The 16021-nt window shown below is 45.5% G+C and carries 13 protein-coding genes and 20 tRNA genes; 26 read left to right on the top strand and 7 right to left on the bottom strand.

Annotated elements, in window-relative coordinates:
* Positions 1 to 242: 242 nt before the first annotated feature.
* From kdsA to hemA, 6 genes are all read right to left on the bottom strand, one after another.
* Positions 243 to 1094 (bottom strand): 3-deoxy-8-phosphooctulonate synthase, encoded by an 852-nt coding sequence (kdsA, locus tag ATG66_RS16010; RefSeq protein ID WP_098416255.1) that lies wholly within the window; start codon positions 1092 to 1094, stop codon positions 243 to 245.
* Between the two features lie 84 nt (positions 1095 to 1178).
* On the bottom strand, positions 1179 to 1988 hold the full coding sequence (locus tag ATG66_RS16015) for a SirB1 family protein (RefSeq protein ID WP_098416438.1): 810 nt from the start codon (positions 1986 to 1988) through the stop codon (positions 1179 to 1181).
* Positions 1989 to 1993: 5 nt separating this feature from the next.
* Positions 1994 to 2377, bottom strand: coding sequence for a SirB2 family protein (locus ATG66_RS16020; protein ID WP_098416256.1), 384 nt, complete (start codon positions 2375 to 2377; stop codon positions 1994 to 1996).
* Between the two features lie 42 nt (positions 2378 to 2419).
* Positions 2420 to 3277: a peptide chain release factor N(5)-glutamine methyltransferase gene (gene prmC, locus ATG66_RS16025; protein WP_098416257.1), complete on the bottom strand. Its 858-nt coding sequence runs from the start codon at positions 3275 to 3277 to the stop codon at positions 2420 to 2422.
* Between the two features lie 3 nt (positions 3278 to 3280).
* A complete protein-coding gene (gene prfA / locus ATG66_RS16030; RefSeq protein ID WP_098416258.1) occupies positions 3281 to 4369 on the bottom strand; it encodes a peptide chain release factor 1 in 1089 nt (362 codons plus the stop codon).
* Between the two features lie 29 nt (positions 4370 to 4398).
* A complete protein-coding gene (gene hemA, locus ATG66_RS16035) occupies positions 4399 to 5655 on the bottom strand; it encodes a glutamyl-tRNA reductase (protein ID WP_098416259.1) in 1257 nt (418 codons plus the stop codon).
* A 134-nt stretch (positions 5656 to 5789) separates the two neighbouring features.
* On the opposite strand from hemA, the gene lolB reads away from it, so the two are divergent.
* The 25 genes from lolB (at position 5790) to ATG66_RS16165 (ending at position 13000) form a co-directional block, all read left to right on the top strand.
* Positions 5790 to 6428, top strand: a complete 639-nt coding sequence (gene lolB, locus ATG66_RS16040; protein WP_098416260.1) for a lipoprotein insertase outer membrane protein LolB — start codon at positions 5790 to 5792, stop codon at positions 6426 to 6428.
* Positions 6425 to 7297, top strand: coding sequence for a 4-(cytidine 5'-diphospho)-2-C-methyl-D-erythritol kinase (ispE, locus tag ATG66_RS16045; RefSeq protein ID WP_179885704.1), 873 nt, complete (start codon positions 6425 to 6427; stop codon positions 7295 to 7297). The genes lolB and ispE overlap by 4 nt, the downstream gene beginning before the upstream one ends.
* Positions 7298 to 7324: 27 nt before the next feature.
* The gene (locus tag ATG66_RS16050; RefSeq protein WP_098416262.1) at positions 7325 to 8269 is read left to right on the top strand and encodes a ribose-phosphate pyrophosphokinase; all 945 of its coding nucleotides are present in this window, start codon (positions 7325 to 7327) and stop codon (positions 8267 to 8269) included.
* Positions 8270 to 8507: 238 nt separating this feature from the next.
* Positions 8508 to 9098 (top strand): aminoacyl-tRNA hydrolase, encoded by a 591-nt coding sequence (pth, locus tag ATG66_RS16055; protein WP_098416263.1) that lies wholly within the window; start codon positions 8508 to 8510, stop codon positions 9096 to 9098.
* A 10-nt stretch (positions 9099 to 9108) separates the two neighbouring features.
* Positions 9109 to 10200, top strand: coding sequence for a redox-regulated ATPase YchF (gene ychF / locus ATG66_RS16060; RefSeq protein ID WP_098416264.1), 1092 nt, complete (start codon positions 9109 to 9111; stop codon positions 10198 to 10200).
* A 282-nt stretch (positions 10201 to 10482) separates the two neighbouring features.
* Positions 10483 to 10559 (top strand) — tRNA-Met (locus ATG66_RS16070).
* 41 nt (positions 10560 to 10600) lie between these two features.
* Positions 10601 to 10685, top strand: a tRNA-Leu gene (locus ATG66_RS16075).
* Positions 10686 to 10736: 51 nt separating this feature from the next.
* Positions 10737 to 10811: transfer RNA gene (locus tag ATG66_RS16080), tRNA-Gln, on the top strand.
* A gap of 77 nt (positions 10812 to 10888) precedes the next feature.
* Positions 10889 to 10965 (top strand) — tRNA-Met (locus ATG66_RS16085).
* A gap of 54 nt (positions 10966 to 11019) precedes the next feature.
* A tRNA-Leu gene (locus ATG66_RS16090) sits at positions 11020 to 11104 on the top strand.
* Between the two features lie 50 nt (positions 11105 to 11154).
* Positions 11155 to 11229: transfer RNA gene (locus ATG66_RS16095), tRNA-Gln, on the top strand.
* A 53-nt stretch (positions 11230 to 11282) separates the two neighbouring features.
* Positions 11283 to 11367 (top strand) — tRNA-Leu (locus ATG66_RS16100).
* Positions 11368 to 11418: 51 nt separating this feature from the next.
* A tRNA-Gln gene (locus tag ATG66_RS16105) sits at positions 11419 to 11493 on the top strand.
* Between the two features lie 53 nt (positions 11494 to 11546).
* Positions 11547 to 11631, top strand: a tRNA-Leu gene (locus ATG66_RS16110).
* A gap of 50 nt (positions 11632 to 11681) precedes the next feature.
* Positions 11682 to 11756, top strand: a tRNA-Gln gene (locus tag ATG66_RS16115).
* A gap of 53 nt (positions 11757 to 11809) precedes the next feature.
* Positions 11810 to 11894, top strand: a tRNA-Leu gene (locus ATG66_RS16120).
* A 22-nt stretch (positions 11895 to 11916) separates the two neighbouring features.
* Positions 11917 to 11993: transfer RNA gene (locus ATG66_RS16125), tRNA-Met, on the top strand.
* A 52-nt stretch (positions 11994 to 12045) separates the two neighbouring features.
* Positions 12046 to 12130 (top strand) — tRNA-Leu (locus ATG66_RS16130).
* A 50-nt stretch (positions 12131 to 12180) separates the two neighbouring features.
* Positions 12181 to 12255, top strand: a tRNA-Gln gene (locus ATG66_RS16135).
* Positions 12256 to 12308: 53 nt separating this feature from the next.
* Positions 12309 to 12393 (top strand) — tRNA-Leu (locus tag ATG66_RS16140).
* Between the two features lie 22 nt (positions 12394 to 12415).
* Positions 12416 to 12492: transfer RNA gene (locus ATG66_RS16145), tRNA-Met, on the top strand.
* A 46-nt stretch (positions 12493 to 12538) separates the two neighbouring features.
* Positions 12539 to 12623, top strand: a tRNA-Leu gene (locus tag ATG66_RS16150).
* Positions 12624 to 12652: 29 nt separating this feature from the next.
* Positions 12653 to 12737, top strand: a tRNA-Leu gene (locus ATG66_RS16155).
* Between the two features lie 50 nt (positions 12738 to 12787).
* Positions 12788 to 12862, top strand: a tRNA-Gln gene (locus ATG66_RS16160).
* Positions 12863 to 12915: 53 nt separating this feature from the next.
* Positions 12916 to 13000: transfer RNA gene (locus tag ATG66_RS16165), tRNA-Leu, on the top strand.
* A 134-nt stretch (positions 13001 to 13134) separates the two neighbouring features.
* Here ATG66_RS16165 and ATG66_RS16170 read toward each other — a convergent pair.
* The gene (locus ATG66_RS16170) at positions 13135 to 14313 is read right to left on the bottom strand and encodes a 2-octaprenyl-3-methyl-6-methoxy-1,4-benzoquinol hydroxylase (RefSeq protein ID WP_098416265.1); all 1179 of its coding nucleotides are present in this window, start codon (positions 14311 to 14313) and stop codon (positions 13135 to 13137) included.
* 257 nt (positions 14314 to 14570) lie between these two features.
* On the opposite strand from ATG66_RS16170, the gene miaB reads away from it, so the two are divergent.
* Positions 14571 to 15995: a tRNA (N6-isopentenyl adenosine(37)-C2)-methylthiotransferase MiaB gene (gene miaB / locus ATG66_RS16175; protein WP_098416266.1), complete on the top strand. Its 1425-nt coding sequence runs from the start codon at positions 14571 to 14573 to the stop codon at positions 15993 to 15995.
* Positions 15996 to 16021: the final 26 nt, after the last annotated feature.

The raw sequence follows: 16021 nt of genomic DNA on the forward strand, positions 1-16021 counted from the left end.
AAGAGCAAAAACTTGATTCAGTCTAAAAGAAAAAAATGGATCTAACATATTGATCTCAAGGTTATGATGCCTCGATCACTCATTATTATTTTATAAACTGTAACGCTACGAGAATATTTCACTGAATTATAAACACTTTCACAAGCAATCGTTTTGCTGTGATCTTGCACAAACTCGAGACCAAAAAACAAAAATGGCCAGCATAATGCTGACCATTTCATCTTTCCGTTTAGTGTTATTGATTATTTGATGTCGATATCTGCGAAGTTCTTAATCAAATCATCCAGTGACTTCATTTGTGCTAGGAAAGGTTCAAGTTTGTCTAATGGCAATGCCGATGGTCCATCACAACGTGCTTGATCTGGGTTCGGATGCGCTTCAATAAATAGACCCGCAATTCCGGTTGCAAGACCGGCTTTTGCAAGCTCAACGGTTTGCTCACGGCGACCACCAGATGCAGCACCAGATGGATCACGCATTTGTAATGAGTGCGTTACGTCAAAGATGATTGGGCTACCTTTCGATACGTTCTTCATCACACCAAAGCCAAGCATATCAACCACTAAGTTATCGTAACCGTGGCAAGAACCACGTTCACAAAGGATGATATTTTCGTTACCACACTCAGCAAACTTCTCTACGATGTTATTAACTTGACCTGGGCTCATGAACTGAGGTTTTTTCACGTTAATAACAGCGCCGGTTTTTGCCATCGCTTCAACAAGATCCGTTTGGCGCGCAAGAAACGCCGGAAGTTGAATCACATCCACCACTTCAGCAACAGGCTGCGCTTGCGCTTCCGTGTGGACGTCTGTAATGATCTTCACGCCAAATGTGTCTTTCAGCTCTTGGAAAATCTTCATACCTTCTTCAAGGCCAGGCCCACGGTATGAATGAACAGAACTGCGGTTTGCTTTATCAAACGACGCCTTAAATACGTATGGAATGCCCAACTTGTCTGTCACTTTGACATAGTGCTCACAAATTTGCATTGCAAGGTCACGAGACTCAAGGACGTTCATACCTGCAAATAAGGTGAATGGCTTGTCGTTAGCAACCTGAATGTCGCCAATATTAACGATTTTCTGTTCCATTTTGATTCTCTTTTTTCTGTCTACGGTACGCCTAGTGAGGCACACCGATAAAATTTAGTGTTTGTCGCTCTAGACATGTCACACTTAGTGAAGCGTAATGTGCTTTTCACTCATCACATTAACTTGTGATTTTAGTAGATCAGACGCTGGATCGTCAGGGCATTGGTCAATAAAGTACTGAAAATCAGACACCGCGATTTGATGGCACTCCAGCTGTTGGAAAATGAAACCACGATCACGAATTTCGTAGGGGTCATCCGGCACAAAGGTTAGCGCAAGGTCTGTACAGCGTAACGCCTGTGTGTAGTGTTCTTCACGTAACATGGCACTTTTGATAAGGGCTAACCAACGACCAATAATGGTTGGATTGTCCGCCTCTTTAAAGTGTTCCGGCTTCAGCTGTGCCAGTGGCCCTTCTTGACCAATCAGCCAAGCGTGAAGAATCCTTTTGCTTACATACTCCCCATTGAACGGGTTGATGTAATCCGGTTTTTTATGTTCCCAATCAACTTTTAAAAGAAACTGGGTTGGAAAAGTGACGCCTTGCAATGGAAAACCGAGCTTTTTACCCAAATACAGTAAAATGGCACCTAGGCTGACAGGGATACCTTTTCGGCGATCTAGCACTTTATCAATAAAGCTATTGTCAGAAATAAAATACTCTTGCTCGTCGCCTTTAAAGCCCCACTCTTGGAAAAATAGGTGCAAAAAAGCATCAAATCGCGGCTCTTCATCCGTCTCGCCAATTAAAGCGGCTTTAGCGTCTTGGTAAAGGCGTTCCAATTCTTGCTGTGCCCAATGAACCTTAGTTTCTGGGTTGATTGCCTTGTTTAACTCAAGCGCACCTTCGACCAACGCAACGTTGTCAAAATCTTCGTCAAAAAACTCAAGCATGACCATTACCCAAACAACGTTGGGTTTTTGGATACAGCAATATTCGCAGCCATCACTAACCAGCCCAACGCACCGAAGAAAGCAAATACTTTCAATAGTTTATTTTTCGCTAATTTCAATGCAAAAAAGCCAAGAGCAATATACGCCAATACACAGGTAATCTTGTTTGTTAGCCATGGGGCGGCGTCGGTAAACGGAATAAAGCCAGTGATAAAAATAAGGCCAATCCCAGACACTAGTAATGCGGTATCAACGATGTGCGGGAAAACTTTTAGAAAACGATTATGACGCTTTGGTGAATCCATCATCATGAGCGCAAATCGAATCGATAGTAATGTCGCGCTAAGTGCGATCGTCACTAAGTGAATATGTTTTAGAGCTACGTACATGTTTCTTCTCTTTTGATAAGTGTTTGCAGACTTGCTCGTTTATTATTTGGAGGCGAAGCGACCAAATGTCACTCGGTCCTGCCCGCCATAATCTTGTTCCGTAGCAACATGATGATAATCAAAGCCAAGCATTATCTCACGTACGGCGTCGCCTTGATCATAGCCATGCTCAAAAGCGAGCCACCCGCCTTCTTCAAGATATTGACGTGCCAGATCCGAAATATGGCGTATATCCGCTAAACCATTTTCCTCTGCGACCAATGCAGACTTTGGCTCAAAACGCACATCCCCTTGAGATAAGTGCGGATCTTTTTCATCGATATATGGTGGGTTGGAAACAATTAAAGCAAACTTTGTTCCGCTGGCGATAGGCTCAAACCAGCTACCTTGGTCAAACGTCACATTTTTAAGGTTTAATTGCGCCGCATTGTACTCGGCGAGTTCTTTTGCTTCTTGCTTAAGGTCCACCCCCATGACTTGACGTTCCGGCAACTCTGAAGCCAAAGCGATTGCAATCGCTCCCGTTCCCGTTCCGAGATCTAAAATCGGTCCAGTTTGTCCATGAGTTTTGTCCAACGCAACTTCCACTAATCGTTCAGTGTCCGGTCGTGGAATCAAGGTAGAAGGAGAGACTTTGAGCGGTAAAGACCAAAACTCGCGTTCACCTATAATGTAAGCAACGGGTTCTCCAGCTAAACGTCTTGCCAGTAAAGCATCAAACTGAGCTTGCTGCTCAGTTTCTAATCTGCTCTCTGGCCATGTAAGCAGGTAAGTTCTTGGTTTGCCGAGAACATGGCAAAGCAGAACAGCCGCATCGAGAGAAGGCGACTCTTTGCCGCCTTCTGTCAATGTTGCCGTTGCACTTTTCAGTGCTTGCTCAATAGATTGAACTTGGCTCATCGATTAGCCGTTCTCTGCAAGCGCCGCTAATAGGTCCGCTTGGTGCTCTTGAATCACAGGGTCGATCAGGCTTTGTAGATCCCCTTCCATCACTTCATTCAAACGGTAGACCGTTAGGTTGATGCGGTGATCAGAAACACGACCTTGAGGGTAGTTGTAAGTACGGATACGGTCACTACGATCACCAGAGCCTAACAGGTTACGACGTGTGTCGGACACTTCGGCTGCTCGCTTCGCTTCTTCCGCTTGGATGATGCGTGCAGCCAGTACCGCCATTGCTTTCGCTTTGTTCTTATGTTGTGAACGCTCGTCCTGACACTCAACCACCGTGCCCGTTGGTAAGTGTGTAATACGAATTGCAGAATCCGTGGTGTTAACGTGCTGACCGCCTGCGCCTGACGCGCGGAAAGTATCGATTTTCAGGTCTGCGGCCTTAATTTGCGGAATTTCCGCTTCAGGGATTTCTGCCATTACTGCAACGGTACAGGCAGAAGTATGGACACGACCTTGAGATTCTGTTGCTGGAACACGTTGAACACGATGACCGCCAGACTCAAACTTAAGTACCCCGTACGCACCGTCGCCGCTCACTTTTGCGATCATCTCTTTGTAACCACCGTGCTCCGCTTCGTTTGAAGACATCACTTCAATACGCCAACCTTTCTTCTCCGCGTACTTGCTGTACATACGGAACAGGTCACCCGCGAAAATACCTGCTTCGTCCCCCCCAGCACCAGCTCGGATCTCTAGGAAACAGTTTCGATCATCGTTTGGATCTTTTGGTAGAAGAAGAATTTGCAGTTCATCAGCAAGACGTTCGATGATTTCTTTCGCCTCTTTGATTTCCTCTTGCGCCATTTCACGCATTTCTTCGTCGTCTTCGTTTGCCATCTCTTCAGCGGCGACAAGATTTTCTTGCGCTTGTTGATAAGCTTGGAAGCACTTGGTTACTTCTTCTAGTTGAGAGTATTCTCTTGATAGAGTACGGAATTTGTCCTGATCTCCAATGATGTCAGGATCACCAAGAAGATGTTGAACTTCTTCGTAACGTTCTACTAGCGTTTCTAGCTTAGTCAGAATAGAGGCATTCATAATGTCGTTTTCTTAATAAAAAGCGTGAGTTATAGATCATCCAAACCAAGTGCTTGGCGGATAATCGTTAATTTTGCTGGTTCGCCTTGCTCTGCCGCATTTTGCAATGCTCGAGTAGGGGCGTGAATCAGTTTGTTGGTGAGTTTATTACTGAGTTCGCGCAGCACTTTCTCCGGCTCTGCGCCAGCAGCTAATGATTGCAAACTTTTACTCAGTAACTCTTCACGTATTTCACTGGCTGCTTTACGGTAGTCACGGATACTATCCACCGCTTGGAGTGAACGCAACCACGTCATAAACGCAGCGCTCTCTTCACTGACAATTGCTTCAGCTTGAATCGCTTCTACTCTACGTTGCTCAATGTTGCTGTCGATAATCGATTGCAAATCATCGACAGAATACAAATACGCATCATTGAGCTCACCGACTTCCGATTCCACATCTCTTGGTACCGCAATATCAACCAGCAAGATGGGTTGATGTCGGCGCTGTTTAAGTGCCGTTTCCACCATACCTTTACCAATAATAGGCAAAGGACTCGCAGTTGAACTGATCACGATATCCGCTTTTGCCAGATGATCAGGTATTTCATTCAGGCTGATCACTTCGGCACCAAATTGTTTAGCTAAGCCTTGCGCCCGCTCTTTGGTGCGGTTCGCCACGATCATTTTAGAGCAACCGTTGGACGCTAGATGCTTAGCAACCAATTCTATGGTTTCACCCGCACCAACTAAAAGCACGGTTGAATCAGATAAAGATTCAAAAATATGTTTTGCCAATGTACATGCGGCATAAGCCACAGACACAGCATTACCACCGATGTCGGTTTCCGTTCGAACACGTTTTGCAACAGAAAATGTTTTTTGGAACAGCTTATCAATCGACGTATCGACAGCTTGGTGATCTCGTGAGTCAGAAAACGCTTGTTTTACCTGACCCAAAATCTGAGGTTCACCTAATACCAGAGAATCAAGACCGCATGATACGCGCATCAAATGTTTAATTGCGGCTTGTTCTTCATGCACATACAAGCTCGGCATTAAGTCTTCTCGGCTCACTTGATGAAATTGAGCAAGCCAATCGATTAACTTGTTTCGCGCTCCTTGCTTAACATCGCAGTACAACTCAGTTCGGTTACAGGTTGAAACAATCACACTGCCGTTAACCGCTTCGTGCTGTTTAAGTTGCTCGAGTGCCGGCCCGAGTTTATCCGGACCAAACGCCACCTTCTCTCGCAAGTCGACAGACGCTGTATTGTGATTGATTCCAATAGCAAGCAAGGACATCTAACGTGGTATCTCTGAGATAGGTTATAAAATAGGTTCAGAATTTTACTGTAAGCACGCAGTTATTGAAAGGGTAAGCCGGATTTGTTTTCCTACGTGTGTCTTTTCAATGCTATAGTTGTGAGCGATTCTCGATGAAACTGATTAATAAGCCATCAACCATGACCTTACGCTCCTTTATTATTTTTTCTTTGTCGAGCTTACTACTCGCTGGCTGTACTTCCGTTCCCGAGAGTATCACCAGCGTTGAATGGCAAGCTCACGAGCAACGACTTGAAGCCATTCAAGATTTTCAAGCGACAGGCAAGCTAGGTTATATTGGTCCGGACCAAAGACAAAACCTAAACTTTTTTTGGAAACACTCGGCGGCACTCAGCCAACTTCGCTTAACGACCATCCTTGGGCAAACCGCACTAAAGCTCACTATAACGCCGCAGGGTGCAACGGTAGAGACTTACGATGATCAAACCCTCTCATCAAGCAGCGCTAATCAACTCATTTACCGCCTAACTGGTTTGATGATGCCCGTCGATAATATGCCTGACTGGTTATTGGGTTTACCGACCGATGCAGACAAGTTCCAATTATCTCCTACAAATACACTGCAAGCTCTAAACAAACAAATTGGTTTAAATAACTGGAACATTGCTTATCAGCGTTATGGTGATATTCAATGGCATGAGCAGACACTGCCCCTTCCAAGCCAACTGAGACTCACCTCGTCAGACGTCAAAATAAATTTAGTGATTACAAAATGGAACATCACCCAATGATCGAACTTTCAACCCGCTGGCCTTCTCCTGCGAAATTGAATCTCTTTCTTTACATTAATGGCCGTACAGAAAACGGTTATCACGAGCTGCAAACACTTTTCCAGTTCGTCGATCATGGCGACGAACTGACTATCCAAGCCAATCATTCTGGCAAAATCACCATTTCGCCGGAGATAGAAGGCGTTCCTCTTCAAGATAATTTAATTTGGAAAGCTGCAACCGCATTACAAACTTACGCAAATTGCCCGTTTGGCGCGCACATTGAGCTGCATAAAGTCTTGCCTATGGGTGGCGGCATCGGTGGCGGTTCGTCAAACGCCGCAACCGCGTTAGTTGCGCTCAACTATTTGTGGCAACTTGAATTGACGGATGACGAGCTGGCTGAAATCGGCTTAACACTTGGGGCAGATGTCCCAGTGTTTATAAGAGGGTTTGCAGCTTTTGCGGAAGGTGTAGGCGAAAAGCTCTCTCCCGCTTATCCGGAAGAAAAATGGTACCTCGTTGTTAGACCGGATGTTTCTATCGCTACTGTGGATGTATTTCGTCATCCAGACTTGACGAGAAACACACCAAAACGAGATTTAGAAACGCTTTTGAATACGCCAAGCGTAAACGATTGCGAAAAAATTGTACGAATGCTCTACCCAGAGGTTGATAAGAAACTTTCTTGGCTGCTACAATACGCGCCGTCAAGATTGACGGGGACAGGCTCTTGCATTTTTGCTGAGTTTTCAAGCAAACCTGAAGCAGAAACTATCCTTGCACAACTCTCTGATAATGTCTCGGCATTTGTCGCTCAAGGGCGCAATATTTCGCCGCTAAAAGAGACCTTGGCTGAATACCAATCAGCCTCACACCGACCTATTTAAACTGGACGCAAACCTGAGGTTTCCACCGTGCCTGATATGAAGCTATTTGCTGGTAACGCAACACCTGAACTAGCCCAACGTATTGCTGATCGTCTTTACATCTCTCTTGGTGATGCATCTGTTTCTCGCTTTTCTGATGGCGAAGTTGCAGTTCAAATCAATGAGAATGTTCGTGGTAGCGATGTTTTCATCATTCAATCCACTTGTGCACCGACTAACGACAACCTAATGGAACTGGTTGTTATGATTGATGCAATGCGCCGTGCTTCAGCAGGCCGTATCACTGCTGTTATCCCTTACTTCGGCTACGCTCGCCAAGATCGCCGTGTACGTTCTTCGCGTGTGCCAATCACTGCAAAAGTTGTTGCTGATTTCCTATCTAACGTTGGCGTTGACCGCGTTCTTACTATCGACCTGCACGCAGAGCAAATCCAAGGTTTCTTCGATGTACCTGTAGACAACATCTTTGGCACTCCAGTGCTACTTGAAGATATGCAGGCTCGTGGGCTAGATCACCCTGTTGTCGTCTCTCCAGATCTAGGTGGTGTTGTTCGCGCTCGCGCAACAGCGAAAGCGCTAGGTGATATCGACATTGCCATCGTCGATAAGCGTCGTCCACGTGCAAATGTTTCTGAAGTGATGAACCTCATCGGTGACGTTGAAGGTCGTGACTGTGTGATTGTTGATGACATGATCGATACTGGCGGCACGTTATGTAAAGCAGCAGAAGCGCTTAAAGAGCGTGGTGCTAAGCGTGTATTCGCTTACGCAACTCACGCAGTATTCTCAGGCAACGCGGCGGACAACATTAAGAACTCCGTTCTTGATCAAGTTATTGTGACTGACTCTATCTCTCTATCTAAAGAGATGGCAGCAACTGGCAAAGTGACCACACTAAGCCTATCTCGCATGCTCGCTGAGGCGATTCGTCGTATCAGCAACGAAGAATCAATTTCTGCAATGTTCAACTAATACAGACGTTTCAGATAAACCAAATTGAAAGCCCCCCTCTTTAGGGGTGTTTTTTATTCTATATCTAAGATGCCAATTTCAGAACGTTGCCGCACCTATCGACTAAGTGACTCTCGCAGAACTACAGTTCTTGGGGTTACTTGGGGGGTATTAATCGAACGAAAATCACTTGGTCGCCCACTGTGAGTTTTCTGTGCTATCATACTGCGCTTTTTGAGATTCCAGAGAGATCCTAACCTTGAGTCAACCAATCAAACTTCTTGTTGGTCTTGCTAATCCGGGACCAGAATATGCCAGAACCCGTCACAATGCAGGGGCTTGGGTTGTAGAAGAATTAGCACGCGTTCACAACGTTACACTGAAGAATGAACCAAAGTTTTTTGGCCTAACCGGGCGCATTATGGTCAACGGCCAGGATCTCCGTTTGCTTATCCCTACCACTTTCATGAATCTATCGGGTAAATCGGTCGCTGCTTTAGCGAAGTTTTATCAAATTAAGCCTGAAGAAATCATGGTCGCTCATGACGAGCTAGATTTACCGCCGGGTGTCGCTAAATTTAAAAAAGGTGGTGGTCACGGAGGGCATAACGGCCTGCGTGATACCATTAGCAAACTGGGCAACAACAAAGATTTTTATCGTCTTCGTATTGGCATTGGTCATCCGGGACACAAAGATAAAGTGGCGGGTTTTGTACTAGGTAAAGCTCCAGCAAAAGAACAAGAGCTTTTAGACGCCGCGGCTGATGAAGCTGTTCGCTGTCTAGACATCCTAATTAAGGATGGCCTATCTAAAGCACAAAATCGCCTCCACACGTTCAAAGCTGAATAAGGTTACTATCATGGGTTTTAAATGTGGCATCGTTGGTCTACCTAACGTGGGTAAATCAACTCTGTTCAACGCACTAACTAAAGCGGGCATCGAAGCAGCAAACTTCCCGTTCTGTACTATCGAACCAAACACTGGTGTGGTTCCTGTGCCCGATCTACGTCTAGACGCATTAGCAAAGATCGTTAACCCACAGAAAGTTCTGCCTACTACAATGGAATTCGTAGACATTGCGGGTCTAGTTGCAGGCGCATCACGTGGTGAAGGCCTAGGTAACAAATTCCTAGCTAACATCCGAGAAACTGACGCTATCGGTCACGTTGTTCGTTGTTTCGAAAACGACAACATTGTTCACGTTTCAGGTAAAGTATCTCCAATCGAAGATATTGAAGTTATCAACCTTGAGCTCGCAATGGCTGACCTTGATGCTTGTGAGCGTGCGATTCAACGTAACGCGAAGAAGGCAAAAGGCGGCGATAAAGACGCAAAATTCGAACTGGCAGTACTAGAAAAGTTGCTTCCTGTTTTAACAGAAGGTGGGATGGCACGCACTGTTGAGCTTGCTAAAGAAGAGCTCGCAGCAGTAGGTTACCTGAACTTTCTAACTCTAAAGCCAACGATGTATATCGCTAACGTTAATGAAGACGGTTTTGAAGACAACGCATACCTCGACGCAGTCCGTGAATACGCTGCAAAAGAAAACAACATTGTTGTTCCAGTATGTGCGGCAATCGAGTCAGAGATGGCGGAACTGGAAGATGACGAACGTGAAGAGTTTTTAGCGGATCTTGGTATTGAAGAGCCGGGGCTAAACCGTGTTATCCGTGCAGGTTACGAGCTACTTAACTTACACACTTACTTCACGGCCGGCGTTAAAGAAGTACGTGCATGGACAATCCCTGTAGGGGCAACAGCGCCCAAAGCAGCAGGTAAGATCCATACCGACTTTGAAAAAGGCTTTATTCGTGCAGAAGTGGTGGCTTACGACGATTTCATCCAATACAACGGTGAAAGTGGCGCAAAAGACGCAGGTAAATGGCGTCTAGAAGGTAAAGAATACATAGTTAAAGACGGTGATGTCGTGCACTTCCGCTTCAACGTTTAATTAAATGAATGAATTTTAAACATTTCATTTACACTAAAAGCCAGCCGTTGTGCTGGTTTTTTTATGTTTCCAATCAAAGTTCAAAAAATTAACTACCTAATTGCAAGCTAATTTATTTCCAGTTTTAGATCATAAACGCGCCTCTTTGTTCAAAAAGAAAGCGAACAAGGTTTTTTCCGAAATTTATAAAAAAAACTGTTGACGGATCTCACTCAACTTCGCATAATGCGCGCCGTTCCCGACGACAAGACCACAAAGCGTTGAGAACAAAGATATGGTTTTGGCTACGTAGCTCAGCTGGTTAGAGCACATCACTCATAATGATGGGGTCACAGGTTCGAATCCCGTCGTAGCCACCATCCCTAAACGTTCTTTTATATAAGAGCTGTTAGGGATAGATGCGGAAGTGGCGGAATTGGTAGACGCACCAGATTTAGGTTCTGGCGCCGCAAGGTGTGAGAGTTCAAGTCTCTCCTTCCGCACCATTCTTTCTCTTAAAAAGAAAGATTAAGTAGTCTTTGGATTATTTAAGCTGTAGGGCTATCGCCAAGCGGTAAGGCAGCGGCTTTTGATGCCGCCATTCCCTGGTTCGAATCCAGGTAGCCCTGCCATTATTCCAGTGAGATTCCTTTATAAAAGGGGTTGTCACTAAGAGCGCGAAGGTTTATATTGTTTCGCTCTAAAAGATGGCTACGTAGCTCAGCTGGTTAGAGCACATCACTCATAATGATGGGGTCACAGGTTCGAATCCCGTCGTAGCCACCATAAACAACGTTACTAAGGTTTTTACCAATCACCTTAATAACTACAGAATAAGTTGCGGAAGTGGCGGAATTGGTAGACGCACCAGATTTAGGTTCTGGCGCCGCAAGGTGTGAGAGTTCAAGTCTCTCCTTCCGCACCATTCTTTCTCTCGATAAGAGAAGTTAAGTAGTCTTTGACTATTTAAGCTGTAGGGCTATCGCCAAGCGGTAAGGCAGCGGCTTTTGATGCCGCCATTCCCTGGTTCGAATCCAGGTAGCCCTGCCACATACAACGATATTGAGATTTTACCAATTATCTTGATATCTACAGATCAAGTTGCGGAAGTGGCGGAATTGGTAGACGCACCAGATTTAGGTTCTGGCGCCGCAAGGTGTGAGAGTTCAAGTCTCTCCTTCCGCACCATTCTTTCTCTTAAAAAAGAGAAATTAAGTAGTCTTTGGCTATTTAATTTGTAGGGCTATCGCCAAGCGGTAAGGCAGCGGCTTTTGATGCCGCCATTCCCTGGTTCGAATCCAGGTAGCCCTGCCACATACAACGATGTTGAGATTTTACCAATTATCTTGATATCTATAGATCAAGTTGCGGAAGTGGCGGAATTGGTAGACGCACCAGATTTAGGTTCTGGCGCCGCAAGGTGTGAGAGTTCAAGTCTCTCCTTCCGCACCATTCTTTCTCTCGATAAGAGAAGTTAAGTAGTCTTTGACTATTTAAGCTGTAGGGCTATCGCCAAGCGGTAAGGCAGCGGCTTTTGATGCCGCCATTCCCTGGTTCGAATCCAGGTAGCCCTGCCACATACAACGATATTGAGATTTTACCAATTATCTTGATATCTATAGATCAAGTTGCGGAAGTGGCGGAATTGGTAGACGCACCAGATTTAGGTTCTGGCGCCGCAAGGTGTGAGAGTTCAAGTCTCTCCTTCCGCACCATTCTTGTTCAAATGTTTAAAATGGCTACGTAGCTCAGCTGGTTAGAGCACATCACTCATAATGATGGGGTCACAGGTTCGAATCCCGTCGTAGCCACCATAAAAACGTTATTAAGGTTTTACCGATTACCTTAATAACTACAGAATAAGTTGCGGAAGTGGCGGAATTGGTAGACGCACCAGATTTAGGTTCTGGCGCCGCAAGGTGTGAGAGTTCAAGTCTCTCCTTCCGCACCATTCTTTCTCTTAATAAGAGAAATTAAGTAGTGTTTGACTATTTAATTTGTAGGGCTATCGCCAAGCGGTAAGGCAGCGGCTTTTGATGCCGCCATTCCCTGGTTCGAATCCAGGTAGCCCTGCCACATACAACGATATTGAGATTTTACCAATTATCTTGATATCTATAGATCAAGTTGCGGAAGTGGCGGAATTGGTAGACGCACCAGATTTAGGTTCTGGCGCCGCAAGGTGTGAGAGTTCAAGTCTCTCCTTCCGCACCATTCTTGATAAAATGTTTAAAATGGCTACGTAGCTCAGCTGGTTAGAGCACATCACTCATAATGATGGGGTCACAGGTTCGAATCCCGTCGTAGCCACCATTGATTGAATTGTTAGCATAAGCTAGCAGTCGTGTAGATTTAAGATGCGGAAGTGGCGGAATTGGTAGACGCACCAGATTTAGGTTCTGGCGCCGCAAGGTGTGAGAGTTCAAGTCTCTCCTTCCGCACCATCTTAAATTAATCTACACTATCAAAACACGCGGAAGTGGCGGAATTGGTAGACGCACCAGATTTAGGTTCTGGCGCCGTAAGGTGTGAGAGTTCAAGTCTCTCCTTCCGCACCATTATATCTCTCGATAAGAGAAGTTAAGTAGTCATCGACTATTTAAGCTATAGGGCTATCGCCAAGCGGTAAGGCAGCGGCTTTTGATGCCGCCATTCCCTGGTTCGAATCCAGGTAGCCCTGCCACATACAACGACGTTGAGATTTTACCAATTATCTTGATATCTATAGATTAAGTTGCGGAAGTGGCGGAATTGGTAGACGCACCAGATTTAGGTTCTGGCGCCGCAAGGTGTGAGAGTTCAAGTCTCTCCTTCCGCACCATTATCGGAAAACCCAGCATGATTTTGCTGGGTTTTTTCTTTTTTTTTGATTCTGGACTCGGGAAATCATTAGGTTTTCCGAATTAAAAAAGCGAGCTCATGGCTCGCTTTTTTTCTATCTGTTCGTTGAATAGCTTACATACCTAAAGCGTATTTCAACACTTGAGACTTAATCGGTCCTGAGTTTTCAGCGAGCTTCAATGCCGCATTACGCGCAAACTTCAGAGGCCCAAGATCGTTGCTAAAGCCTTTATAGAAAAAGTCCATGCCCGTCTGCATGAGTAAGTTGTCAGGTCGACGTGCGCGTTCGTATTGCGCGAGTAAGGCATCTTCCAGCAGTTCTTGGTGTTCCGTTACCGAAAGGAGAACATCTACATCTTTGAAGCCTAAGTTTACCCCTTGTCCTGCAAGCGGGTTGATCGTATGGGCAGAATCCCCCACTAATACACAATTCTTGCTTGAGTAGCTTTGCGCATGACGACGAGTGAGTGGGAATGAGCCAAACTGTAAAACCTCAATGTCTCCCAGTTCAGCAGGGAAATGACGTAAGATTTCTTTCCTTAGTTGAGGTTTGCTCATCGCACACAGCTGTTTAATGCGTTTTGGCGAGTCATACCAAACCAACGAACCTTGGCCGACTTCTTGACCGTCTTCGTTAGTCAAAGAGCACAGAGGTAAAAATGAACGCGGGCCTGAAGGTGTAAATTGTTGCCAAGTGATATCTTGCTGTGGCAATTCTGTTTTCACGTTAATCAACATGCAGTGTTGACGGTAATCCCACGCTGTCACACCAATACCCGCTAATTGACGTACTTTAGAATTGGCACCATCGGCGCCAACAATCCAGTGTGCTTCGAACTGCGCACCGCTTTCTAGCGTTACAATATTCGCATCTGCACATTCAATGTCTTTTAATCGCTCTGGGCACATCACGGTTAGATTGTCATACTGAGAGAAGACTTGCCAAAGACCTAATTGGATTAGGCGGTTTTCAACGATATAACCTAGCTGCTCCAATGACAGTTCATCAGAGTGAAAACGAGTACGGCACTCCGGGTGCTCCCAAGTTTCTAAACGCCGATAAGGGCAAACTCGCATACTTTTAATTTCTGACCATGCGCCGAGTGAATCAAGTAACTCCACCGACTGGTGCGAAATCGCAGATACGCGAATATCCATCGCCTGAGCGGCATCAAAAGCTTTGGGTTTTGCACCTTCAACCAAGACAACGCTTCTGCCCTGCTTGGCAAATCCAACAGCGACGGCTGCCCCAACCATACCGCCACCGATCACGGCGATGTCATACTTGTTCATTTTTTACTCTTCATCGTGCTGATTAATTGGCGTTTTTTATTGTACTTTCCATGGCTATTTTTACAAAATTGTTTAACAAAAAACCTTGTTCTGCATAGGGCGAAAAACTAGATTTCATCAGGCTTTGCAGAGAATTAGCCAGATCACTAGTCAGGTGCTTTTTAAAGCAGTACAATACGCCGCTTACCGCCGTGATGGCGGCTATAATTTGAGCAACAGCTCTCCAATTTAAGTACAACTGAACGAGCGAAAGTGAGATGAGTAAGAAACTGCTAATTAAAACCTGGGGCTGCCAGATGAACGAATATGATTCATCAAAAATGGCCGACCTGCTTAATGCTGCAAACGGCTACGAGCTGACGGAAGAGCCAGAGGAAGCAGACGTACTTCTACTTAACACCTGTTCGATCCGTGAAAAAGCGCAAGAAAAAGTGTTCCACCAGCTCGGCCGTTGGAAAACACTAAAAGATAAAAAAGCAGGCGTGGTTATCGGTGTTGGTGGTTGTGTAGCAACGCAAGAAGGTGACCATATTCGTGAACGAGCTCCATATGTTGACGTGATTTTTGGCCCACAAACTCTGCACCGCTTGCCTGAGATGATCAGAAAATCTCAATCTGACGATGCACCAGTTATGGATATTTCGTTCCCAGAGATCGAAAAGTTTGACCGTCTACCAGACCCACGAGCTGAAGGAGCGACAGCGTTTGTTTCGATTATGGAAGGCTGCTCAAAATACTGTACTTACTGCGTAGTGCCGTACACTCGTGGTGAAGAAGTAAGCCGTCCAATGGACGACGTTCTATTCGAAATCGCACAACTAGCAGAACAAGGCGTGCGTGAGGTGAACCTTCTCGGCCAAAACGTAAACGCGTACCGTGGTCCGACTCATGATGGTGAGATTTGTTCATTCGCAGAGCTGCTTCGTCTAGTCGCGTCTATCGACGGTATCGACCGTATCCGTTTCACGACCAGTCACCCACTTGAGTTTACTGACGATATCATCGCGGTTTACGAAGATACGCCAGAACTCGTAAGCTTCCTGCACCTACCAGTACAAAGTGGTAGTGACCGTATTCTTACGATGATGAAACGTCCTCACACAGCAATCGAGTACAAATCTATCATCCGTAAACTACGCAAAGCACGCCCTGATATTCAAATCAGCTCAGACTTTATTGTGGGTTTCCCGGGTGAAACAGACAAAGACTTCCAAGATACGATGAAACTCATCAAAGAAGTCGACTTTGACATGAGCTTTAGCTTTATCTTCTCTCCACGTCCAGGTACGCCAGCAGCGGACTACCCTTGTGACCTGTCAGAAGAAGTAAAGAAAGAGCGTCTTTACGAACTACAGCAAACCATTAATGCTCAAGCTATGCGTTATTCTCGTCTAATGCTTGACACAGAACAACGTGTCTTGGTTGAAGGCCCTTCGAAGAAGAATCTTATGGAACTGCGCGCTCGTACAGAAAACAACCGTGTAGTAAACTTTGAAGGTAGCGCAGACCTAATTGGTCAGTTCGTTGATGTGAAGATTGTAGACGTATTTGCAAACTCACTGCGTGGTGAGCTGATACGTACTGAAACAGACATGGATCTTCGTAGCATGATTTCGCCAACGCAGATGATGGCAAAAACACGCCGCGAAGATGAGCTGGGTGTAACCACTTTTACGCCTTAAGCTCGTAAAAATAGCCATGGAGAGCC

This window comes from Vibrio sp. ES.051 (assembly GCF_002563795.1).
Lineage (GTDB): Bacteria > Pseudomonadota > Gammaproteobacteria > Enterobacterales > Vibrionaceae > Vibrio.